Source organism: Coleofasciculus sp. E2-BRE-01, from assembly GCF_040221695.1.
Classification (GTDB): domain Bacteria; phylum Cyanobacteriota; class Cyanobacteriia; order Cyanobacteriales; family Coleofasciculaceae; genus Coleofasciculus.
Genome location: NZ_JAVKEA010000097.1, coordinates 1 through 22,290, shown reverse-complemented (window position 1 = coordinate 22,290; position 22,290 = coordinate 1). Strand labels below are relative to the sequence as shown.

At 44.7% G+C, this 22,290-nt stretch carries 18 protein-coding genes and 1 pseudogene; 9 read left to right on the top strand and 10 right to left on the bottom strand.

The genetic code is table 11. From position 1 onward, the window contains the following. Positions 1-1,281: 1,281 nt before the first annotated feature. A complete protein-coding gene (locus RIG66_RS11925) occupies positions 1,282-1,572 on the bottom strand; it encodes a hypothetical protein (RefSeq protein ID WP_446378264.1) in 291 nt (96 codons plus the stop codon). Positions 1,573-1,988: 416 nt separating this feature from the next. Beyond that, positions 1,989-3,023 (bottom strand): hypothetical protein, encoded by a 1,035-nt coding sequence (locus tag RIG66_RS11920; RefSeq protein ID WP_446378262.1) that lies wholly within the window; start codon positions 3,021-3,023, stop codon positions 1,989-1,991. A 547-nt stretch (positions 3,024-3,570) separates the two neighbouring features. Here RIG66_RS11920 and RIG66_RS11915 point away from each other — a divergent pair. Further along, positions 3,571-4,374, top strand: a complete 804-nt coding sequence (locus tag RIG66_RS11915) for a hypothetical protein (protein WP_446378260.1) — start codon at positions 3,571-3,573, stop codon at positions 4,372-4,374. 510 nt (positions 4,375-4,884) lie between these two features. Continuing rightward, complete coding sequence (locus tag RIG66_RS11910) at positions 4,885-5,703, top strand: cobyrinic acid a,c-diamide synthase (protein WP_446378258.1); 819 nt, start codon at positions 4,885-4,887, stop codon at positions 5,701-5,703. 175 nt (positions 5,704-5,878) lie between these two features. Here RIG66_RS11910 and RIG66_RS11905 read toward each other — a convergent pair whose 3' ends face one another. Next, a complete protein-coding gene (locus RIG66_RS11905; RefSeq protein WP_446378256.1) occupies positions 5,879-6,352 on the bottom strand; it encodes a DUF4112 domain-containing protein in 474 nt (157 codons plus the stop codon). Then, a complete protein-coding gene (locus RIG66_RS11900) occupies positions 6,349-7,287 on the bottom strand; it encodes a YihY/virulence factor BrkB family protein (RefSeq protein WP_446378254.1) in 939 nt (312 codons plus the stop codon). The genes RIG66_RS11905 and RIG66_RS11900 overlap by 4 nt, the downstream gene beginning before the upstream one ends. A 135-nt stretch (positions 7,288-7,422) precedes the next feature. On the opposite strand from RIG66_RS11900, the gene RIG66_RS11895 reads away from it, so the two are divergent. Both RIG66_RS11895 and RIG66_RS11890 read left to right on the top strand, forming a co-directional pair. Continuing rightward, the gene (locus RIG66_RS11895; protein ID WP_446378252.1) at positions 7,423-7,878 is read left to right on the top strand and encodes a hypothetical protein; all 456 of its coding nucleotides are present in this window, start codon (positions 7,423-7,425) and stop codon (positions 7,876-7,878) included. 290 nt (positions 7,879-8,168) lie between these two features. Beyond that, positions 8,169-8,630, top strand: a complete 462-nt coding sequence (locus tag RIG66_RS11890; protein WP_446351619.1) for a pentapeptide repeat-containing protein — start codon at positions 8,169-8,171, stop codon at positions 8,628-8,630. Positions 8,631-8,694: 64 nt separating this feature from the next. On the opposite strand, the gene fmt is transcribed toward RIG66_RS11890, so the two are convergent. Both fmt and RIG66_RS11880 read right to left on the bottom strand, forming a co-directional pair. Beyond that, entirely contained in the window at positions 8,695-9,696 is a 1,002-nt protein-coding gene (gene fmt, locus RIG66_RS11885) for a methionyl-tRNA formyltransferase (RefSeq protein WP_446378250.1), read from the bottom strand. Positions 9,697-9,751: 55 nt separating this feature from the next. Continuing rightward, entirely contained in the window at positions 9,752-10,633 is an 882-nt protein-coding gene (locus RIG66_RS11880) for an OmpA family protein (RefSeq protein ID WP_446378248.1), read from the bottom strand. A 63-nt stretch (positions 10,634-10,696) separates the two neighbouring features. Between RIG66_RS11880 and RIG66_RS11875 the strand changes: the two genes are divergently transcribed. The 5 genes from RIG66_RS11875 to RIG66_RS11855 all read left to right on the top strand — a co-directional run bounded on the left by RIG66_RS11875 (position 10,697) and on the right by RIG66_RS11855 (position 14,401). Continuing rightward, the gene (locus RIG66_RS11875) at positions 10,697-10,825 is read left to right on the top strand and encodes a hypothetical protein (protein WP_446378246.1); all 129 of its coding nucleotides are present in this window, start codon (positions 10,697-10,699) and stop codon (positions 10,823-10,825) included. Positions 10,826-11,056: 231 nt separating this feature from the next. Further along, a complete protein-coding gene (locus RIG66_RS11870) occupies positions 11,057-11,878 on the top strand; it encodes a hypothetical protein (protein ID WP_446378244.1) in 822 nt (273 codons plus the stop codon). Between the two features lie 379 nt (positions 11,879-12,257). After that, positions 12,258-12,713 (top strand): NUDIX hydrolase, encoded by a 456-nt coding sequence (locus tag RIG66_RS11865; protein WP_446378242.1) that lies wholly within the window; start codon positions 12,258-12,260, stop codon positions 12,711-12,713. A 70-nt stretch (positions 12,714-12,783) separates the two neighbouring features. Next, positions 12,784-13,596 (top strand): alpha/beta fold hydrolase, encoded by an 813-nt coding sequence (locus tag RIG66_RS11860; protein ID WP_446378240.1) that lies wholly within the window; start codon positions 12,784-12,786, stop codon positions 13,594-13,596. Positions 13,597-13,822: 226 nt separating this feature from the next. Beyond that, entirely contained in the window at positions 13,823-14,401 is a 579-nt protein-coding gene (locus RIG66_RS11855; RefSeq protein ID WP_446378238.1) for an Npun_F5749 family FMN-dependent PPOX-type flavoprotein, read from the top strand. A 71-nt stretch (positions 14,402-14,472) separates the two neighbouring features. On the opposite strand, the gene RIG66_RS11850 is transcribed toward RIG66_RS11855, so the two are convergent. The 4 genes and pseudogenes from RIG66_RS11850 to RIG66_RS11835 all read right to left on the bottom strand — a co-directional run. Then, the gene (locus RIG66_RS11850) at positions 14,473-15,735 is read right to left on the bottom strand and encodes a sensor histidine kinase (protein ID WP_446378236.1); all 1,263 of its coding nucleotides are present in this window, start codon (positions 15,733-15,735) and stop codon (positions 14,473-14,475) included. 177 nt (positions 15,736-15,912) lie between these two features. Continuing rightward, positions 15,913-19,905 carry a response regulator gene (locus tag RIG66_RS11845; protein WP_446378234.1) on the bottom strand — a complete coding sequence of 1,331 codons (3,993 nt, stop codon included), beginning with the start codon at positions 19,903-19,905 and terminating at the stop codon, positions 15,913-15,915. A 730-nt stretch (positions 19,906-20,635) separates the two neighbouring features. Continuing rightward, complete coding sequence (locus RIG66_RS11840; protein ID WP_446378232.1) at positions 20,636-21,721, bottom strand: CocE/NonD family hydrolase; 1,086 nt, start codon at positions 21,719-21,721, stop codon at positions 20,636-20,638. Between the two features lie 50 nt (positions 21,722-21,771). Next, a pseudogene (locus RIG66_RS11835) lies at positions 21,772-22,290 on the bottom strand (IS630 family transposase); the annotation flags it as partial.

Here is a 22,290-nt window from a genome sequence, read left to right as displayed (position 1 = left end):
ATCTGCATTTTTCTCGGTTTTTAGAGCAACTTGTAATTTTTCTTTTTGAGCGGGTTTCAAATAATTTTTGGCTGGCATATTTTTTTCGTTTTTCGGATTTCCTATTTTAATTATACCCTATTTAAATGCCGAACAGCTTATGGCTCGAAAAAAGGAGCAGTGATGTTTCGGGTGATATTTTATCGGGTGAGTTTTGTTTAGCCTTTATTGGTGACAAGCTAGCTTGATTGGCTCATCCCAAATCAGCTTAAGTAATCCCCTTTATCGCTTGGGTACTTTTTCCTTCTATCCCTTCTGCAATCTGCCCTCTGCCTTCTGCCTTGTCTCCCTCAAAAAGACTATTCTACGCTAGCATTTGCAGGAAGAGTAGGAAAACCAGCGTGGACAATCACATATTCGATTTAATCATTGGCGGGTTCGCGATCGCGATATTAGCCGGGGGTTTACTGATGCTGTTCAAGGGAATCTTAGCATTTGGAGATCAAGACAAGCAGTAAACATCGCTTATACCAAAGAAAACCCCCGCTAGTTCCGTCAATCTAGCGGGGGTATAGCAGGGGGATTAGGGTGCATTCTGATTGGGTTCATCCCCCTTAAACAATAGTATGAACGCCTGATGTTGGTTTTCATGTTGGCGTTAATGTATAACTTTACAAGAAAATGCCTTTTTTTAGCTTTACTCGTCTTAAATGCGTGTCTGTGTTCGACGTTAACGGGAACCATCGAACTCTTTATCAAATAGCGCTTCGATAAAAGCAAAACAGCCGACTAAGTAAGCCATCAAAATCAGTAGTTCTAACATAGCCACAATCTCCTTAATTCACTAACTCTAGGTTTAGGTTTTTTTCCTACACTCTCATTCTCCTCTAAGAGTGGGATACCTACAGTGCTATTGATCTAGAACAGCGGTGATTTGTTTATAGAAAAATGAGTGATGGTGAACAATAATCTATGTGATCAAAGTCCGCCTCTACTATGAGATGTATCACGAGTTACATTCAATGACATAATGCCGCTCATTCACAGTAATAAGTAGACTCTTGTTCCCCCTTTTTTAAGGGAGGCTAGGGGGATTTTCTATTAAGTAAGGATTTCAGGCTGAAGTTGACAGACACATATAGATCTATAGTGCGCCTACAGATGGTGGTTCTAAACTGACGCTCTAAAGATTCTTGGCACATTTCAGCCTATTTCTTAAACGCTTGCTTGTCGCCAGATCGTCTACGAGTCGCAGCGTTACTAATGCGCGATCGTATTGTTTGGCTTCGGTATAGTTTTGAGCTAGTTGCAGCCAATAGAGTCGGTGATTTGCCTGAGCCGCCATAGCCATTGTTTCGGGATCGTGTATAGGTAGATTTTTAACACTTGCTTGTAGAGTTTCGGCTGGTTAGCTGCTGCATACTGGCTAGCAATATCCGTTAAAAAAGCGAGTTTTGCTTGCTCGTCTGTAGTGGCTTGAGTAAGCTGTAAAGCTGAATTGAGTAGGGGTGTAGTTCTACGGTAGGAAACTTGCCCAAAGGTGTGGGAACGGGTATGACATTTTTCAGATTGACCCTCTTTTGCCTTGAGCAATGGTGCGTTACACTTCGCTATCCTCACGATGGCGACGTGACACAGCTAAAATTGTGGAATAGATGTGACCATTGAATCGGGCGCACGTCTGTGCGCCCCTACAGTATCTGGGTGTAATGGTAAACCATCAATTAAGGTGTGCCATGCCACTACTGGACTGACACCGCTAAAATTGTGGTATAGAATCGGCGAAAAACGCTAAGGCTTTCTTATGGGTAGAGGTAATCTTAATCAAGTTTTCTCCAAGAGAGTTAGTCATCATAAAAACCAAAAAAATTAGTCCTAATAACTTGATTGGAAAGGAAGATAACGGTTGACGATGAGATGACTTCCAAGCTAGACGTAGCCGCAAAAAGAATACACCCCAAGGATTTGGATGGTATCACCCAGGGGCGCGATCGCGAAGATGGAATATCTCAAGTATCCACCATCAGCTTCAGACGCACAATCTGTTCGCCTGTTTCATCGAGGGGAACTTCAATCACGTCATTGGTGAGACGATCCAGACAGTTGAGGAGCGATCGCAGATGAGGGGTACTTGCCCCAGTATCGACGTATAATCGGTCGGATAGGCTACTCAGCCGTTTCCAGGTGGTATAAAGTTTACCCACGCTTTGTTCCAAAACGGATGCCTGTTTGACCAAATCAGCCGCCGTATTTAAGCAATCTAGGCGCAGGGCTTCCTGGAGTGCCAATTCCATATCCAACGACGAGTGCTGAATTGCTTGCACTTGGGCGGCGGCGTCGAGATATTTTGCCAAGAAACGGGCGTCTGATGTGGTTTGTTTCACCGTGTCCACATCAGGATTTGCCGCCACTTCCTCTTGTAGCGGTTTCAGATGGATTTCTGGCAACTTCTCCATTTCTTTAACTAACGGTGCCAGATAACGGGCGGGCATGGTTCCGGCTGAGGCTTTTTCCTTGACTTCATCAGGGAGTAACTCTGAGGACATGGCTGTCCATTCATCGGCTAGCTGCTTCACCTCACGCCGCGTGATCCGATCGCCTTGTTGTGCTTTATCGCTAACCAGTTGTTGCACTTCGGGGGCAGATTTGGCAGTTTCCACAAATGCCCGTTTACTGAAATTGCGGATCGCATCGGGGTTGAGTTTGCCTTCGGCGAGGAGGGTATCGGCACTATTTGCCAGTTCAATCAGAGAATATGCCTGACTCTTACTAATTTCGCGACTTTTCAGCCAGTTGAGAAAGCCCGTACCGCGTCCATCCCCCCCTTTTTTCTCGCGATCGCGCACCACACGCAGAATCCGCCCGCGCCAGATCTCGGTTTGTAAGTCGAAGCGATCGCACACTCGCCAAGCATTATCGACAAGTTGCTGAAAATCGTACTCCTGGATGTCCTCATCCTCTGGATCAGGAAGCTGGAAATTCAAATCAACGGGTTCTTCGAGGACAGCCGCGAGTTCGGCAGTGGATTCGGGGATTTCAACCATAGGGATACTAATCGTCGAGCGATCAAACGGGGTGATTACAGCTTTTCAAATTATAGAGGGACGCCACCACTAGAGTAATAGGGGTGAGACAGGTGCGGGGAATGCACAAGATATGCCAATCGGCAAGGATTCAGCTCACTGTTTTGGCATCAATTATGCTATGCCTATAATTAGTCGGACTTTCATCAAAGTTAACGGTTGAGAGTAGGAAGGAACAGGGAACAGTTACTTATGTCAAAAAATCCTGACATAAACCTGTCTCTAGTTTCGGCAAATGCTTCGGTGATAAAAAATGCGTACTGCCAATAGTAGCGGATCGGTAAGATGAGAGCAGATAGCCCGTGATGGAATAGTCATAACGCCCTTACATCTCACTTAAGGTAATCGCAAACCGATGACAGCGCTGCACTCGGATAGGAGGCTGGCGACTGAAGATAAATAGGGGTTGATTTTTCTAGGTTGCGGTAGTATCTCTAGGAGGAGAATCATCCCTCACGCGATCGCGAATAGAGACTTGTTGTTTCCCTAATGATGACAGCTTCAGGTTATGACTACATTAAACCCTACAATTCCCGTTGATTCCGAACACCTAAAAACTATAAGTATCTTTGAACTCATCCCTCAAGAAGTTCTTAAATGGATTAATGATTTATCCTGGGAAGAGCGACGCTATGTTTTATCACTGTGTCATTTAATCTGTACGGTTCCCTTAGAGAAACAAGCAGAATTTTTAGATAACTATACGGCAGACAGCTTAGTGTTAAAACTCCTCCAAGAGCAAGCCCCTAAAGATTGGGTAACTCGCTCCTTCAAAAAACTACACATCAAGCAAAAACTTACGAATACTGTCTTAAAAGGCTATATTAAACAGTATTACGTTCATTCTGCCCAAGACTTACGCACCAAACCTGATCGCGACATCAAGTATTTAGAATCTGTTCTTCATCTCATTAATGATCCCGAAGAACGGAATAATCTATTTCATTACATCTTAGGTAGTGAAATCATCAAAATGCTTTTCCAAATGAGCTGGCTGCAACATGAGCGGTTTTATCGTTTACAGAAAAACCAAGAATATTTTATTAACCATTATATTAAGCCTATTCAACATACCCATCGCTTGAATGGTCTAGTTGTCCCTAAAGACGAAACTCTTTTCTTTGCTAAGCGGGATTACTTTATCAAAAAGCCGGATATTAGAGACAAACAATTAACTGAATTACTAATGTCTACCTTTACAACTGCTCAAGTCAGTAACCTTGGCTTTTTTATTAGCCATAATCTTGATTTTGTTATGTTTGACTATGACTCTATTTTTAACTCAGAACCAGAATGCATTTTTCTTTGCTGATCAGACTTAGACGTTGACACCCTAATTTTCAGTTGCTGATGTCATCTAGCCTGAAAAATCCTAAGGATTGTAAAAAAAGTTAAAGCGTTTCCTCTGATATCTAAATTTTTCCATAGAAAGACTTGACAGACAGGGTTAAGTAATTGTCTAATAAATCACTAAGAGACTGGGACTGATATATTCAAGGGCGTGGTAAAGGGTTGAATCTAGCCTAATGGCTCTGTTAAAGAATTTGGCTATTGTTTAAGAATTGTAATCAAAGCGGAGACGGAACAGATAAGCGATCAGTTGGCAGATCCGCAAAGATGCTGTTAAATTGATTATTTCCCCGACCGTGACCGCTAAGTAGGTTGGTGGAAATAAACTGAACTAGATTAAGTCATGTAAACAAGCCTCAAACCCTTACTGTTCCCTGTTCCCTGTGACACACCGAGCGAAGTCGAGGTGTTCCCTGTTCCCTAATCTCAACCGTTAACTTTAATTGTGTCCACCCACTTAAAACCATTGTTTATGACAGTTTCAACGATGCTAACCAAGAACTCGAACAGTCTAGAAGAAACTCAAGGGATTGGCGTCCTAGAGAAGATTACATTAGCTGTAAAAAAATGGGCAAATACCCTTCCCTCAGATCAGCGAAAGCATATTATGTCCCTTTGCTATTTAATGTGTGCGACTTCACCAGAAATACAAGCCGAGTTGACGGGTTTTTTAGATGATTATGTAGCTGATAGCTTGGTGGAGGAGATTCTGCAAGATCGAATCCGCCTTCAGCTAGTCACCAAGTATTTGCGAAAATTCTGTATTGAAAAAGAACTCAATCCTTTGGTGTTAAACAGCTATATCGAACAATTTTGTATTCATTCAGCACAAACCTTACAAAAAGAACCCGAACTCTATTTGGAGTTTGTGCTGCGACTGATTCACAGTCCAGAAGAACGTCATAATCTTTTCAATTATATTTTGGGCTGTGAAGTAATCAAAATGATGTTTCAGATGAGCTGGCTACAACATGAGCGATTGTATCAGCTTCAGAAAAATCAAGAATGTTTTATCCGAAGTTATATTAAGCCTATCCAATATTCTCATCGCATTAATGGAATTGTTGTACCGAAAAATGAAAACGTATTTTTTGCTAAGCGCGATTACTATATCAAGCAGCCCAATATTTATGAAAAGAAGCTTATTGAATTAGTTTTATCTACTTTTACCCATCAAATAATCCTAAATTTAGGATTCTCAATAAGCTGTAATCTGGATTTTTTGACGTTTGATTATGACTATATCTATAGTAATGAGGAACCGGAGTGTATATTTTATGCCACTGTTTAAAGGTTTATGACGGCTACATAGTCGTTGCATCCGTTCACTCTATTCTCACCTTGATGACGACGGCTATATGATTAATAAGTAAAAAAAGGACTGACTGGCGTTTATTGTAGCCGATGATGATATTGATAGCAATAGAGTCAAAAGGGTTTGTGTGTGATAAATCTCTGCTAATTTTTTACCCGTTGATTACTGCAAAAAATCCTTTGATGACCAGCAAGCTAAGAGTAGCGATAATGGTTACGGCTATAAGTAACCCTAGCAAAAGCAAGACAAGAAAAAACCAATCCGTCTGTTTTTCAGGTTGAGGACTATCCCAATACGTTTCTAGCAGTTCAATATTTTTAGCATTTGCTTTCCAGGTTGCATCAGCAATATCGCCCACGACGGGTACAGAACCAATGACTGTATCCAAAAGAATATTAATAACCATTTGTCCTAAGAGCGATCGCGGGATACCTATCCGTGCTGCTTCGAGTACGATATAGGCAGAGAACGCTGTTCCTAAAAAATCACCTGCCCCGGGTAACAAACCTAACACAGGATCTAGACCGAAACGCCATGGTGTTCCCGGAATGGGAATGGCATTGTCGAGCAGATGGCTTAATCGGCGCAGACGCCGGAGAGTAGACGTTTTGGAATTATGGGTCATTGGATTTTAGATTCGGATATCTCAGATATTGCTTTTAACTCAGGTTTCTCAATTGAGCGCTCTTTAGCCGCTTGCATTGCCTCTCCTACTGTAAGATTAAGTTGATCTCCTAATAAAACTACCAGAGATGTCATATATAACCAAAGCTGTAAAACAATCACTGCCCCTAAAGCACCATAAATTTTGTGATAATTGCTGAAATTCGACGCCACGTAATTCCGAAACACGCCAGATACAATCGCCCATAATACGGCAGCTAAAACGGCTCCAGGTATAATCGGGCTTCCCTGACGCCAGTGGCTGATGCCAAAGCGGTAGATAATCGCAAAGACGATGGCAACTAAGCTTAAGGCAATGAGCCAACTTAAAAGCCGTAAGAGGGTCAACAAGATGACAACAATACTTTTATATTCCACCAAGTTGACCACCCAGTTACTAATAAACAAGATAAATGAGGCGATGAATAGGAGTAAAACACTGCCTAGGGTCAAACCCATAGCAATTAACTTAGCTTTCCAAAAAGGTCGAGTTTTTTCTGAAGGAATTTGATTAATTTGGTCGAGGGCATTCATCGCCGCATTCAGCGCCCCGGAAGACACCCAAATTGCCATAATAAAGCTTAAGGAAAATAAACCTCGATTGTCTGTGAGGTTAATTCCCTCGGCAAAATTACGCATCAGTTGCATCGCCTGCTCTGGCGCTAATTCACCAAGTTGATCGGCTGGATTCGTCCAAGGAAAAAATTGTTTGAATAACTCAATCACGGTGAAAATCACCAAAATTGCGGGAAACAGGGCTAACATGGCGTTATATGCCATCTGAGAGGACAAACTCAAGAGCCGATGTTTTAAGGCACGACTGACGGTGATTCTCAGGGTTGCCAGATTCAGATAACGAAAAAAATGTAAGAAACGGAGTAGACGGGGACGTAGCATAAAGAATGGGTGGGCTAGCAGTATCATTCACCCTTACTGTGCCAAATTTTTAGACCCTTAAATATAAACAGGAGTCAGTATAGGGATCTACACAACTCCCTATTTGTCCAGAAACCCCTACAGGAGCAGTCTGCGATGAGCAACGATGTCAGACAATGGTTAGCCGAAATCAAGGAACTGAAACAGCAACTTGCCGATAGTATTCGCGATCGCGATGCTGCCAATGAATCTGCGGCTAACTGGCGTCGCCTCTACAATACTGAAGCCCAGCAACGCCGCACTGAAGCCCGACTCGCCCAACAACAGATCGACGCCCTCACACTTGAAGTTCAGCAACTGCAACAGGAGAAGGCTCAATTCAAAGCTCAAGATCCCGACGCTACCTCTGCTATTGAACAGGAAGTGGCAAAACTGCAAACCCTAGAACAGGTGCAACAAAAACTGATCGAGGTGATGATGGAGCGCGATCGCCTCATCAATGCCTTAAAAATTGAGCAAGCCAATCACGCCCAAACCCGCAACAGCTTAACCGCAGTCATTGGCGATACAATTGACCAGTTGACCAAGCAACGGGGTACGGCAGAAAAATGAGGGATTCATCATTCAGAATTCTCGGCTGATTCATGAAAAATGTATCAATTTTGTAATCAGCTCCCCCCCTCCAGGCAGAGGCATGATCAGGTCTCTGGATAGAATAGCAAGGGATATCGAGAGAATCCCTTTCATCCTTAAGGAGTATTTTTCACCGGAACTTGCTTCTGTGAAGAAACCTTGATTTTTTAGTATAGCTCCTTAGTATAATTTACATTTCGGCTCATTTAATGAGATAATAGAATTGTGAGGTAAAGAACGGAAAAAACTTGAAAATAAAGGGGGAACTTATGAAACATAAGATTCTAGCAATGATAACCTTACTGACTCCCCTAGTGTTCGCTAGCTCCGTCAAAGCTGAAAATCCACTTCATGTGCAACAGTTATTATCCACTGGAGCCTGTGCAAACTGCGATCTATCGGGAGCCAATCTCAGAGGAGCCCATCTGATTGGCGCTGACTTGAGAGAGGCAAATCTGCAAGGTGCTAACCTGAGCCACGCAAACCTTGAAGGTGCTGATCTACGCGAGGCAAATTTGGCAGGGGCGAATTTGACAGGCGCTTTTGTCACCAATGCGGATATGAAAGAAGCGAATTTAAACCGGGTTGATTTTACAGAAGCCACGATTTACGATGCCAACGTCTATGGCGCATCAATGCAGGATATGACCATCAGTAATGCTGACATATTCTACACAGGCATCGGTGTAGGGGGTGAAGGAGCAGAAGACGTCGTTCCAGATTGGTATTAGTCCACTGACTCCTCTAAGCAAGATCCCCGACTTCTCCAAGAAGTCGGGGATCTGTCTGTGTACCTCATTGTGAAACTAAAACCTCTCCCACAGCTACCCTCATACCATTGACAAAATCCCAAGCCGACTGAGCGCGTTTACCCGCTAGCTTAACTTCGCGCAGTAGCAACAATCCTTCACCTGTTTGAATAATCGGTCCAAGTCCCTTAATAATACTCACCACTTCTCCGGGATGCCCAGAAGCTTCCTTTACAGACAACCACTGTTGCTCCGGAATCTTTAAATCTGTAGGTAACTGGGGAAAGTAAGCCTCTCCCAGAGGAGCAGTTGCCAGGATTTTAAGGGATTGATCCCGAAATGAGGCGACACAATTCGGTATAAATCCTCTGATCTGATTGTGTATTTCTATGGCAGATCGTGACCAATCGACAGCATAATCTGACTTTTGAATCAGGGGCGCATACGTCGCTTGGGAATTATCCTGGGCGATGGGTTGAACATCCCCTTGGTTTAACTTCAGCAGCGTTTCGATTAACAAATCCGCCCCCAAATCCGACAGTCTTACAGCTAACTGATGGGCATCGTCTAATAACCCAATGGGTGTGTGAGCCTTCAGTAACATGGGTCCCGTATCCATCCCAGCATCCATAAGCATGGTAGTGATGCCAGTTTCTGTCTCGCCATGATACAAACACCACTGGATTGGGGCGGCTCCCCGGTATTTCGGCAAAATTGAACCATGGACATTCACACAACCGAGTCTGGGCATATCGAGAATTTCTTGAGACAGAATCTGTCCATAAGCAACAACAACAAATACATCTGCCTCAGCTTGTTTGAGTTGGCTGAGGGTTTCTGTATGCTTTTTCACTCGTTTGGGTTGCCAGACGTGCAGTTGATGAGTTAGCGCCAAGGTTTTTATGGGTGAAGGAGATAGTTTATTTCCCCGCCCTCGACGTTTATCGGGTTGAGTTACTACACCCAGAACATTAAATTCTGAATGGTTGATTAAGCGTTCTAAAGTAGGTACAGCGAATTGAGGCGTACCGAAGAAAATAACGTTCATTTTAACTTTCAGGCAAAAACTGACGAATGACGAATGACAAATGACGAATGACAATTTATTCAACAGCAATTTCAATTCGGCGATTGCGTTGCTGATTCGCATCGGTATCATTTGCCACAAGGGGACGAATTTCACCATAACCGACAACTAACCAGCGGTAGTCATCCCCCAAAGCACGAGCGAAATATTGCTCCACAGCTTTGGCACGACGAAATGACAGTTCGCGATTGTCCTCAGGTTCACCCTGTCTATCTGTATGAGCGGCGATGCGGATGGTACTTGACGGATAGTTACGTAAATCTGCAATAATTTTGTCTAAAATCAAGCCTGCTTCTGGACGCAGTAGGCTGTTGTTGCCCTCAAATAAAACATCACTCGGTAACGTCACCTTCAAGGTTTGGCTAGAACCGAATGAGTCTGATGAAGCTGCCATTACAGTAGCATTAGGATTATTCCCATTGGATGTTGCCTCTTCAGGGGGAGGTTGAACGCCTTCGAGTTGCAGCGCGATCGCTTGCAATCGGGCTTCTAAGGATTCATTGGGGCGACTACTGCCCAGTTGGGCTTCTAAGGTGGCAACTCCCTCACTCAATGATCGCAGTTGACCTTGCAGTTGGGTAAGCTGGGCTTGCACCTGTTGTCTCTGTACAGGAGTAAGTTGAGGTGGCGAACCTGTCGGTTCTGGTATCGATGTTGGGGTAGTATGGGGAGAAACGACTGGCATCTGCTCTTCAAAATGGCTTGCCATTTTGAGGAAAAAGGGTTTTTCTGGGTTGGTTCTGGGATAGAACGTGGCAAGGACAATGCCCAAAATTAGGGCTACGCCGCCACTGACGCCCAATAATAGCACTCGGAATATAAAAACGAGAAACCAAGGGCGTTGAGACCTCGAAGAGGCAGAAGTCGTTTTGTCTGCTGAATTAGCGGATTGAATCACCGATTTTCCTGAATTTTATTCAGACCTTAGAAGAATAACACCAATACATCCATTAATTCGATCATGCCACTTGCCAGAAGTTTATCACCACCTCTAACTAGACAAGGGAGACGGGGAGATGAGGGAAATGAGGGAGATGAGGGAGATGAGGGAGATGGGGGAGTTAACTCAAAACTCAAAACTTTTCTCTAATCCCTAATCTCCAGGCATAAGTGAAAACTTTCGTAAAAAGGTTGAGTTGTAGGGTTCCTTAGCTTGATATACATAGACTAAAGCACACTGCCATAGTTCCCAAAACGTTGCTCCTCACACAAGACGCACCGTTTAGCAACCTCACCTATATCGATGTTCAAAATAATAGTCCGCTTATTCAGATGGTTTTATTCACAACCATACCTGTTACTGTTCGCTCCTTGGCTACTGATGACTTCTAACGTATCTACCCAAGCTCAACAGGCTCATACGCCTGAACCCACCCATGTCCCTCTAGGAATAGATCCATCGGTGTCTTCTTCTCTAGCGAATCCCGACGTGACTGAAGAAACTGCTCCCGATATGATTGAGACTGTAGAGCAGAGTGATCCTCTCGATAGTCCTCATCCCGTCCCTTGGAATTGGGTGTTGACAACTCAAGCTGAACTAGCGGCGAGTGATACCGTTGGTTTACGCTACTACCGTAGCCAATCATTGATTTCTCCAGACGGTCAATATGCTGCCTATAGCCGCATTTCCATGCAAGGGCAACCTGAATTCTATCGCAGCCGGGTTACCAGCGTGATGTTCCTAGAAGATTTGCAGACCGGGGATTTGCAAACGCTTACGGCATCATCTCCCTTATCTGATAATCCTTTAGTCAGTAATGAAGATGCGGATATGCCAGGAACCTTCGCCATTTTGCTCCCCGTGTCTTGGTCTCCGTCTAGCGATCGCCTTTTAGCAAGACAGTTTGAAGGGCTGTTCAGTACATCCTTTGCTTCGGATTATGCGGTGATTTGGGATCGCCAGAAAAATCGCACGTATACCGTCGCCCCTGAACCCATTGACTATACCCATGCTGTGTTATTGGGGTGGAGTCAAACCCATTCCGATCAGGTTCTGTTTCGCATCGGTGAACTAGGTGAAGAGCGTTGGCCCGTGTTGTCCGTTGATTTCCAAGGTGAAACCAACCTCGCCTTTGACGATGAACCGATTGTGTACGGTCAAGTGGTTAACCAAGTTTGGACGGGACCGCAAGCACGTTGGTAAAGAGAAAAGAACGTTGGCACAAGCCATCTTAGCTGTAGGGGCAATTCATAAATTGCCTCTACTATTCTATTCAAGCGAAAGTGTCAGGGGATCACCTAGAGTCCGAATTCTGACGATTAGAATCCGCTTGCTTCGATTCTGAATCCCCTTCTGTTTCCGAGTCGTTATTATCCCTCGGAGGTCCAGTGTCTAAGCAATCGGGGGGTAACCTGGGGATTGTCTATATTAGCCGTGTTACACTATCCAACCCAGTTTGCCCCATCCTAGTGTATCTTGGCAGGAATTTTCAATGATGCCCATCATGTCTGGACGGGTAAGAATCAGATTATGATAACAGTTTGTAGTCAGTCATTTACCTGTTCCATAACCATCTGAATCCATGGGTCGTATTTGGTATTTTGTCCAAACGGTATTGGGGATTATTTTCCGCCATCCAGTCCTCGGTACAAGTATTATCCCTGTTTTACCCGATGGACAAATTGTACTGATTCGGCGTCGTGATAACGGAAAATGGGGATTACCTGGAGGGATGGTGGATTGGGGTCAAGACATTCCCACAACCGTGCGGCGGGAGTTGGCAGAAGAAACGGGACTAGAGTTGCTGGCAATTCGCCGATTGGTGGGAATCTACTCAGCCGCCGATCGCGATCCCAGAGTTCATTCGGTTTGTGTTGTAGTCGAAGCGGAGGTTCAGGGAACGATGCAGATACACGATGAGTGGGAAATTACGGCAGTTCAAGCCTTTGAACGTTCAGCGATCCCGATGGGCAACCTGAGTCACGATCATGGGCGACAGTTGCAGGACTATTTTGATGGTAAAACCACTGTTGCCTAATGTTAAGTTTTGAGAGCTATACAGAGCCTGCTACTTTAAGTGTTGAGTTTGGAAACACCCGGCAACTAGGATGAATTTAACCTTACGGAATTCCCGCATTAAGCTACCTTTGGGGCAAGTCTTTTGGCGTGAAGTGGGACAAGGACCCACTCTTATATTTTTACACGGGTCTTGGAGCGATAGTAGTCAGTGGCTACCCCTAATTGAGTACCTCCATCAAGATTATCATTGCTTTGCCCTTGACTTATTAGGATTTGGTGACTCCCAAACGCCGAAACTGCACTACTCAATTCAGGTTGAGGTTGAATGTTTGTTCAACTTCATCAAGGCGTTACACCTTCCCCAAGTTTACCTGGTTGGTCATTCTTTAGGCGCTTGGATTGCCGCTAGTTATGCGTTGCATCACCCGGAACAGGTTCAGGGATTAGTGTTATTAGCGCCTGAAGGGATTCGAGACGATGGAGACTGGAAAACTTGGCAGTGGCGGAGGTGGTTAGTCGGGCGTCCTCCCCTTGCCTATACTATCCTGCGATCGCTCTTACCTCTAGCACGGCTGTTTGGGCGTCACAAAGATATTGAGAGAGCGTTAAAACAGCGACAACAATTGCTGCAATCCCCAACAGCTTGTCAATTGTTGTTCCGGCGACGGCGGGTAGAAATTCAAGGGGAATTATTACACGAACATCTACCCAAGTTAGACATCCCTACGCTGATTCTTCAAGGAAGACAAGACTCACTTGAAGTGATTGATCATGCTCAAGCTTATGCCAACCATAGCCCTAATACTAAATTACAGATAATTGACCAAGCCGGAAATGACCTAGCGGAAACCGTACCGGGAATTGTCGCTCAGCATATTGATTATTTTGTGAAATATCAGTAGAAGGGTAGGAGAGTAGGAGGCTAATGCTCCCTTCCCAATCACTATGGATATGATAGATCCACTTGCCCAGCCGGACATGGTATCATTCATCATACCAAATCTGGGTTATCTACCCCCACTATAACCCAGTCCGCGCAGGCGGACTTTGCTTGTATAGCTGCGATTTCAATCGCCATGACAAAAAAGGTTTTCAAAGCGGATTTGGTATCATTCATCATTTCATACAATGTCAACTGCTCCCTGGCGAGTTCCCCTATCTCGCGCCCTTCATCGCAACCGCAGCTTACCTTATGCTCGGTACTTTCAACTGGCAACTGTTCGTCCAGATGGGTATCCGGCTAATCGCACGGTTGTTTTTCGGGGCTTTTTCGATAACCACTTAAAAATTATTACCGATGCTCGCAGTCAGAAAGTTAATCAAATTTATCATAATTCTGGGGCAGAAATTTGCTGGTATTTTCCCAAGACTCGCGAACAATTTCGATTAAGAGGTCAGCTTATTCTAGTGGGAGAAGATTATCCCGAATTGACCTTAAAAAATGAGCGTCAAACAACCTGGCAAGGGCTTTCTGATGCAGCGCGTGTGCAATTTGCTTGGTCGAATCCGGGTGAACCTAGAATAGAAAGTGATCCGGCATTTTCCCAACCACCACCTGATCCGGAGCAACCGTTGCCCAATTTCTGTCTCCTATTGCTTGAACCAATACAGGTGGATCACCTGGAATTGCGCGGTGATCCACAAAACCGATGGCGTTATACTCAAGAGTGCGATCGCCAATGGATCACGCAAGCGATCAATCCCTGAATCTTTAAGCATAACTAAACCGCTTCTAGCGTCCTAACCGCCCTGGCGGTTGCTATATTTTATAAACACTTTTAATCTAATAAACATTTTTTAAAAGGAAGTTTAATGATCATCTCCGTCCCGATATCCGGTTGAGAAATGCACTCCAACTCACCGCCATGTTGATTCACCACAATTTGATGGGCAATTGATAGCCCTAACCCTCTACCTTGACCGACAGGTTTTGTGGTAAAAAATGGATCAAATATTCGAGGTTTTACACTGTCGGATATGCCAATTCCATTATCGATAATGCAAATAATTACTTGATAGTTGTTTCCCAAAGTCGTTTTAATTTTAATAGTTGGTATAATTTGAGATAAATAATTGTTTTCTGTCTCTTTTTCTTTATTTATTTCTAAAGCATCAATAGCATTATTAATAATGTGGAGAAAAACCTGATTCAGTTGTCCTGGATAGCATTCAAATGGGGGAAGTTCGCCGTATTCTTTGAGGATTTGAATTCCGGGCTGTCCGGCTGAAGTGGATAAGCGATGTTGTACGAGAAAAAGAGCGCTTTCTATTCCTTCATGAAGATCTACGGGTTTCCGTTCAGCTTCATCGAGCCGGGAAAATTTCCGCAAGGATAACACCAGTTCTCGCAAGCGTTCAGTGCCAACTTTCATCGAAACCAATACTTTGGGAAAGTCTTGACTCAAAAAGTCAAGATTTACATGGGTTATTTTGTTTTGTAGATGAGGGCTAGGATTTGGATACTCCTGTTGATAGCATTCAACTAGATCTAACAAATCTTCGGTATAATCCTCAATGTGGGATAAGTTGCCATGAATGAAGGTAACGGGGTTATTAATTTCATGGGCAATCCCAGCGATCATTTGACCCAAGCTAGACATTTTTTCACTCTGAACTAATTGAGATTGAGTTTGCTTGAGATGGTGGAGGGCTTGTGAGAGTTGTTTGTTTAATTGACATAGCCGCAATCCCGAACGCACCCTGGCTTGCAATTCACTGGGTTCAATGGGTTTTGAGAGAAAATCATCCGCCCCCGAATCTAACCCTTGGACGCGATCGGCAACTTGTTCACGTATGGTTAGTAGAATCAGAAAAATGGTTGCTAGTTGCGGATCTGCCTTGATGCGGCGGCACAGTTCTAAGCCATCGAGTTTAGGCATCATCCAATCGCAGATGATTAAGTCAGGTTTAAGTTTTTGGGTTTGTTGGAGTGCCGCTTCTCCATCATCCGCTAGCAGAACTTCATGACCTTCACTCTCTAACAACTCTTGGAGAATGATTTGGACGGTTATATCATCATCAACGGCGAGGATTTTTGCCATGGTTATTTGTTAGGGAATGGGCAATGGGCAATGGGGAATAGGGAATAGGGAATAGGGAATAGGGAACAGGGAACACCTCGACTTACTTCGGCTTACTTCGGACTTCGGCGTGAGCGCTCAGTCGAACGCTTCGCTCAGTAACACGCTCGGTAACACGCTCGGTGTGTCTTATGGAATTCATGATGAACCATTCATGCTGCGGATGTATTCGCAAACTGTAGTCAGTTGTTGTTCTAACTCACCAACGTTTTCCTGGATCGCGGCTAGAGAACCGGAACGTCCATGGTTTTCGACTTGGGCGGCTAATTCTGCGATCGCCTCCATCCCTAAATTGGCACTTGATCCTCTCAACCGATGGGCTTTGGCATAGATTTGTTCATAGTCTTCAGCAGCAATTCCAGTCTGGATATCTTTTAAATCCGCTTCAGCATGTTCGATAAAAGCATGCAACAGTCGTTCTTGAGCTGATTTTTTACCGAGGGTGACACGCTGGAGGTGTTCCCAGTTAATTGGGGAAGTGTTGAGTGTTGAGTTAATGTCTTCCTTACCATTTGCCATCTGCCCTTTGTCCTCTGCCTTCTCGTTTCCTTCTGCCATTTGCCCTTTGTCTTCATCATGTCTAATCTGGGTTGCCCAATACTCTAACCGTTCGCTCAACATTTCCTCATCAACAGGTTTGCTAATATAGTCATCCATACCAACTGCCGCACATCGTTCTCGATCTTCAGGAAACGCATGAGCGGTTAGAGCAATAATAACCGGATGAGTGCTACCGTAACGCTCAATCAATTTAGTTGTAGTCGCATAGCCATCCAGAACAGGCATCTGACAGTCCATGAGAATGATATCGTAGGAATTTTGCTCGACTAATTCCAGGACAACTTGACCATTGGGGGCGCAGTCGGCTTCATAACCTAACATCTGTAACTGATTAAGAATGACTTGTTGATTGATCGGATGATCTTCAGCTAAGAGGATATTCAGAGGAGTCGCAGGTTGTTTATGAGTGAAGTCTCCAGTCGTTGTATGTTGTGCTAGTTCTTCCTCCTGCTGTTCTTTAATCATTTCGGGTGCTACAGCCGCCATTAAACTATCAAATAGCCGTGAGGCTCTCACCGGCTTGAGCAGATAACTCGCCGCTCCCACAGAGAGTAATTGTTCGACTTGATCCCGTTGATTCATCGGCGTCATCACCACGGCTTTGGTGTGGCTCAACGCTGAATCAGAGCGAATAGTTTTAATCAGGGACCCATCCTCGATTTGGGGCAGTTGCCAATCACAGATCACCACATCATAAGGCTGGTTAACCGCAGCAGCTTGGCGCAGGGCATCTAGGGACAGTTCTGCGGAGTTGGCTTCATCAATCCCAATTCCCCAGGTATTGACTAAGTAACGCACCGATTGGCGGGTGGTGCGACTTTCGGAAACAACCAACAGTTTTAGATGGGTGAGGGCAAAGGGAGTGGTGGGGGATTCAGCGTTCGTTTGGGTGTCAAATTTTGCCGTAAACCAGAACGTGGAACCTTTACCCACCTGACTTTCCACGCCGATTTCGCCGCCCATCAAATCGACCAACTGTTTGCAGATAGCTAACCCTAAGCCTGTGCCGCCATATTGACGAGTGGTGGAGTTATCAACTTGGGAAAAGGATTGGAAGAGTTTTTCTTGACCTTCTGGGGAAATGCCCACTCCTGTATCGGACACGGCAAAGTGGAGCGTGGCATTTTTGGAGGTGGCGGTTTCTAAGGTGACATGGATAACCACTTCCCCTTGGGGGGTAAACTTGAGGGCATTATTTGCTAGATTTAACAGAACCTGTCGCAGTCTAGCCGGATCACCTTTGAGTTGTCGGGGGACTTGGCGGTCAACTAAGGTTGCCAATTCTAGGTTCTTCGCTTCGGCTTGAGTGGCTAGCACATCAAGAACTGATTCGATGCAGCCATCCAGGTCAAACTCAAGGGTTTCGAGTTCCATTTCTCCAGCTTCTAGTTTGGAGAAATCCAGGATATCGTTGATGATTGTCAGTAAATGGTCAGCACTACGGCGAATCGTTTGACCATAGTCTCGCTGTCGGGGCGTGAGTTGAGTCTGTAATAGGAGTCCTACCATGCCCAAGACGCCATTCATCGGGGTGCGAATTTCATGACTCATGTTAGCCAGAAACTTGGACTTAAACCGTACCGCTTCCAGTGCCGCTTCTCTGGCTTCGACTAATTCGTTAATCTGGTCGGTGGCAATGACAATTCCACCCACTTGACCATTCGGAGTATACCAGGGGTTAATTGCCCAGCGCATGTAAACGATAGAACCATCACTACGTTCCCAAATATCTTCTGGGTTGGTGATCACTTGCCCGGTGAGTGCCCGTTGATGAATCTGTTTCCAGTGTTCCGGTATGTCTGGGATGACGTTGTAATGGCAGCGACCAATGATGGATTCTTCCTCCAGCCCTTGCACCATCAGCCACTTTCGGGAATGAGCCATATAGCGCATTTCGTTATCAAACATTGCCATTGCCATCGGCGCACTGGCAATGACTTGTTGCAGTTGTCGGCGCTCTCGCTCTAATGAGTTTAAGGTATTGTCGAGGAGTTGGATTTGCTCTTGGGTTTGAGCGTAGAGATGGGATTGGGTGCAAGCACTGGCAATTTGTTTAGAAATTGCTTCTAAGAGTTCGATGTCGCTAGGACTCCACGACCAACTGGTGGCATGGATACAGATTAAATAGCCCAAGGGTCCGGTTTGAGGACGGATGGGAATCGCTGAATAGTGACCATTTTCCAGGATATAGGTTTCCTCTGAAGAGGTAGCAGGATGGGACGAGAAAGGGTTATCTGGGGTGTTTTCTAAACCAGCATTATCAGATTGACCATTGATCATGGATACTTTGAAATCAACGGTTTCACCCTTGCGTAACTGAGTCTCTAAGTTACCGGACGTCGCTATCTTTAACTGTCTACATTCGCTCGATAAACCCTCCTCCGTGTACATATAGGCAATTCTTAACGTCTGATTGTTGAGCAACCACCCGAAAATGACTCGTTCTAACCCCAGCAGCGATGTCAGTTCTTCTAAGGTAGCGGGTAAGGTGCGATCCAGGTCAAGTGAGGAATGAATACGATTGGTCAAGCGGTTGAGCAGTGCTTCTTTGGCGGCTTTAGCCCGTGTCATCTCAAAGAGTTTCACCTGTCGCCTGATGAAAAATATGGCAACGAACAAGAGGGCAACCAGAACGATAGCCAGCAAGTTGAGTGACCAGATCGGACTTTCTATTTTCTTATCGTTCATGACTAAGGCAATCGACCAGTTTGCCTCTTCTAGGTGGACATACGCCACGTAAACGGATTCCCCGAACAGATTTGCCTGTTGGATTCCCTGTTCTTTGTTCACCATCTGGCTAGCGATCGCGGCTAGATTCGGTTCAGTTGACTCCAGTAAACTTGAATCAGGTTGTCTTTCCGTTCCTAAGGGTTTTTCCTCTGGATAAACAATCGGCACGCCTCTAGAGTTGAGGGCAAAGGCGTAGCTGTCCTTGCCATGGGATATGTTTTCGACAACTTCTTCCACGCGCTCCATCGCGATCGCACCAACCGTTGTACCAATGGGTCGAGGCGGTTGGGGGGGAAGTGCTAGAATCGGCGCGGCAATGGCAATAATCGGTAAGTCCGTTGCTCGACTAATCAAGGGATCAGAAACGTAGACTTTTCCCTCCATCGCTTGTTGGAAATAGTGGCGATCGCTGACACTCCCCTGACCTTCATTGCTGCTTTGAAATGTCCCATCCGCCATAACCAGGGAAAACGAGGTAAAATCCCGGCTGCGTTGGACTTCCCGTTCCAAGTACGGTTTAATCTGCGACCAGTCCATCGATCGCAAGATCGGGGTACTGGCGATGGTTTCGACTTCAGCCTTGCGTGTGGCTAGCCAGCGATCGATTTCACTGGCTTCGGCTTGCACTGAATTGAGCGCGTTTTGTTTGATGTTTTCTAGGATTAGCTGGCGCACTCCAAAATAGCTGACTGTGGCGACAGCGCCAATCGTCACGGTGGTTAGACCCACTACCATCCAGACTAGAAAATGACGGGGACGCCAAGACTTATGAGGCTGTGCCAACGGTTGCTGGTGATTATCTTGGGGGGTCATTTCTAGAAAGGGTGGTTTGTTCATCATTGGTCAAACGTCAAAACTCTTGACTGGGTTTAGCTTGGGGGAAGGGTGGGTCAATTTACACCCTGCTGAAGGAGGTGTTTTCATCATCAGCAATTGACTATAGTTCTCAGCAAGTTGAGGATAGTCTAGGCAAAGGTGTTTGAGCCTCGGTTGTTCTCGATGATCCTTTAGTTCTAGTTTTCTTGTATCACATCCGTGTTAGACCTTGAGCGCTAGCCATTGAGCTAGGCGCTGTTCGTCGTCGGCGCTTGATTTGCCACGATAAGCTTTGATGCTAATTGTCGGTTATAGGTGCAGTCCTTCGCCCTTGGGCTACTGATTTGATATTCAGACTCGTTCTGAAATTTATCTGGGTTAACGCAAAAACGGCAGGAGTGCAGGCTTTATGTCAGGATCTTAGCTTTGTAAAAGTTCTCGCTAGATAGATAGTAGAGTTAAACCAAACAGGTAAAGGAACTCAATCCCTTCTCTCATTGTACCTAGTTTTTTATCCTCATCAGCAACCGATTTAAGCCTCCTTTTATCTGGATTATTTATTCCAGTTTTAATTGTATAAGGTATAATACAGCTCGGTGCTGAGTATTTATACTCTTTAACGCTTAAAAGCCGGAACAGGCAACAGCTTAAGATAGGTTTAAGAGTTGAGAGTCTAGAGCGTATAATTCTTTCTGATGGCTGATTTTCGTTCTTTCCTTGTCCAATCAATCAAGCCAAATATCATAAGATAAACTTAAGTTATTGGTAACAAAACCTTTGATGTCAAGTTTCCACCACAATTCACCGTAAGTGTAATAATTTGAGCTTCCATCAAGGACATTGCCGCAGACGATACGCCTGTTCCTGGATTCACCGGATAGGCTGGGAAACAAGCGGCGCTTAGACTCAGACGTAATCCATTCCCTTTGGTAATTTTCATACAAGTCGGCTGTAGTTCAATCCTAACGGGTGTTATTTCTTGACCCAGACTTACAGTTGCATACCCCTGAGTGAAATTATAAACGATTCCATTCGGAAGCACTTCAGATAAGACGGCACAGAGGTCAAAACTCGATTTATCGGCGTAGCAAAAAATCTCAACCGCGACATCCCCCATTAGACTTAAATCTTCAGCAAACGGGGCTGAAGTATAGGTTAAAATATCAGTGCGGCTATCAAGAGTAGAACGATTAAACGACCCAGCCGGGATTGTCGCATGACCTCCCAACGCCGGAACTGGACGCCAGGGATCATGAACGAATACATCAGTTGCAGAAGACAGGAGGGGCAATTGGTCAGACGATTCCGATTGGGGAATAAGAGTCCCGGAATCGTCTCGCACACTGGCTAAACCCGTGCTGAAAAGACAATAGGATTTTTGATTATCTGATAACCACGTATCAAAATAACGCCATTGATTACTGCCCATTTCAAATAAATAGACAGGCGGTTTGTCCAACAATCCGCTATCAATTTCCTTGAGAAACTGGTCAAACCAACGAACTTGTAACCTATCCACAGGACTTACCGCCTCTGCGCCAAAATCTCTTGCCCCGACTTTCCGTCCCCAAGGCAGATGCGCCCAAGGTCCCACAATCAAATGTTGGGGAAAGTTACTCCGATTTGCCATTTCTTTATAGAGGCGCAAATTACCCCGCAGGTAGGTATCAAACCAACCGCCAATATGCAGCATCGGCAAATCCACACCGTCGAGGTTAGGTGAGAGTTTTTGCCAATAATCTCCGGGTTCAGGATGATTTAGCCATTCATAGTAAAACGAATTCGGCGCATATTTGCTTAAACTCTCAATAAATTTGGATGATGAATTATAAAACGGCAAATCGCGAGAAGCAGTATAGAGAATTTGATAGGCAATAAGCTGTCATGCATTTAAACTGTGATAAGAGCATTACCCTTATTTTTCAGTTTGCGCCCCCAGTTAATAACTAGCTTGTCTTCATTTAAAAGTTGATGCAACAAAGATTCTAACTCTTCACTGGATTCAAAAAGCCGATTAGCAATATATTCTTTTGGTGAATGCAGACTAATTCAATTTAGTTATAATCTGGACTATACTCGGGTAAATATTCAAGATGAATATTGGGCATTTCAGTTTCTATTTTATTAACATACTCTTCTTTTTTGTGAAAGCTGACGTTGACTAAAATAACAACAATTTTGGCTCCCTTTTCGGTAAACTCTTCTCTTTTATTCCCCGCTTCTATCCATTCATTAATTGCCTCTTCGTAGAAGCTTTTTAAAACCTTGTAAAGTTGTCTGAATTGCTTTTATCTAGAAATTCGACAAATCTCTTCTTATCTGAATGACGCATACACCCCATGACATTGACTCTTCCCTTTCTTCGGTCTCCTCTAACTCGTTTTCGCTTCCCTTTTTTACACCAATCTT

Coding starts and splice junctions, on each gene's coding strand:
- RIG66_RS11915 (WP_446378260.1), top strand. CDS start 3,571: ATGACTACATTAAACCCTACAATTCCCGTTGATTCCGAACACCTAAAA.
- RIG66_RS11910 (WP_446378258.1), top strand. CDS start 4,885: ATGACAGTTTCAACGATGCTAACCAAGAACTCGAACAGTCTAGAAGAA.
- RIG66_RS11870 (WP_446378244.1), top strand. CDS start 11,057: ATGACTTCTAACGTATCTACCCAAGCTCAACAGGCTCATACGCCTGAA.
- RIG66_RS11900 (WP_446378254.1), bottom strand. CDS start 7,287: ATGCTACGTCCCCGTCTACTCCGTTTCTTACATTTTTTTCGTTATCTG.
- RIG66_RS11875 (WP_446378246.1), top strand. CDS start 10,697: ATGCCACTTGCCAGAAGTTTATCACCACCTCTAACTAGACAAGGGAGA.
- RIG66_RS11845 (WP_446378234.1), bottom strand. CDS start 19,905: ATGATGAACAAACCACCCTTTCTAGAAATGACCCCCCAAGATAATCAC.
- RIG66_RS11905 (WP_446378256.1), bottom strand. CDS start 6,352: ATGACCCATAATTCCAAAACGTCTACTCTCCGGCGTCTGCGCCGATTA.
- RIG66_RS11920 (WP_446378262.1), bottom strand. CDS start 3,023: ATGGTTGAAATCCCCGAATCCACTGCCGAACTCGCGGCTGTCCTCGAA.
- RIG66_RS11850 (WP_446378236.1), bottom strand. CDS start 15,735: ATGGCAAAAATCCTCGCCGTTGATGATGATATAACCGTCCAAATCATT.
- RIG66_RS11895 (WP_446378252.1), top strand. CDS start 7,423: ATGAGCAACGATGTCAGACAATGGTTAGCCGAAATCAAGGAACTGAAA.
- RIG66_RS11855 (WP_446378238.1), top strand. CDS start 13,823: ATGTCAACTGCTCCCTGGCGAGTTCCCCTATCTCGCGCCCTTCATCGC.
- RIG66_RS11865 (WP_446378242.1), top strand. CDS start 12,258: ATGGGTCGTATTTGGTATTTTGTCCAAACGGTATTGGGGATTATTTTC.
- RIG66_RS11890 (WP_446351619.1), top strand. CDS start 8,169: ATGAAACATAAGATTCTAGCAATGATAACCTTACTGACTCCCCTAGTG.
- fmt (WP_446378250.1), bottom strand. CDS start 9,696: ATGAACGTTATTTTCTTCGGTACGCCTCAATTCGCTGTACCTACTTTA.
- RIG66_RS11860 (WP_446378240.1), top strand. CDS start 12,784: ATGAATTTAACCTTACGGAATTCCCGCATTAAGCTACCTTTGGGGCAA.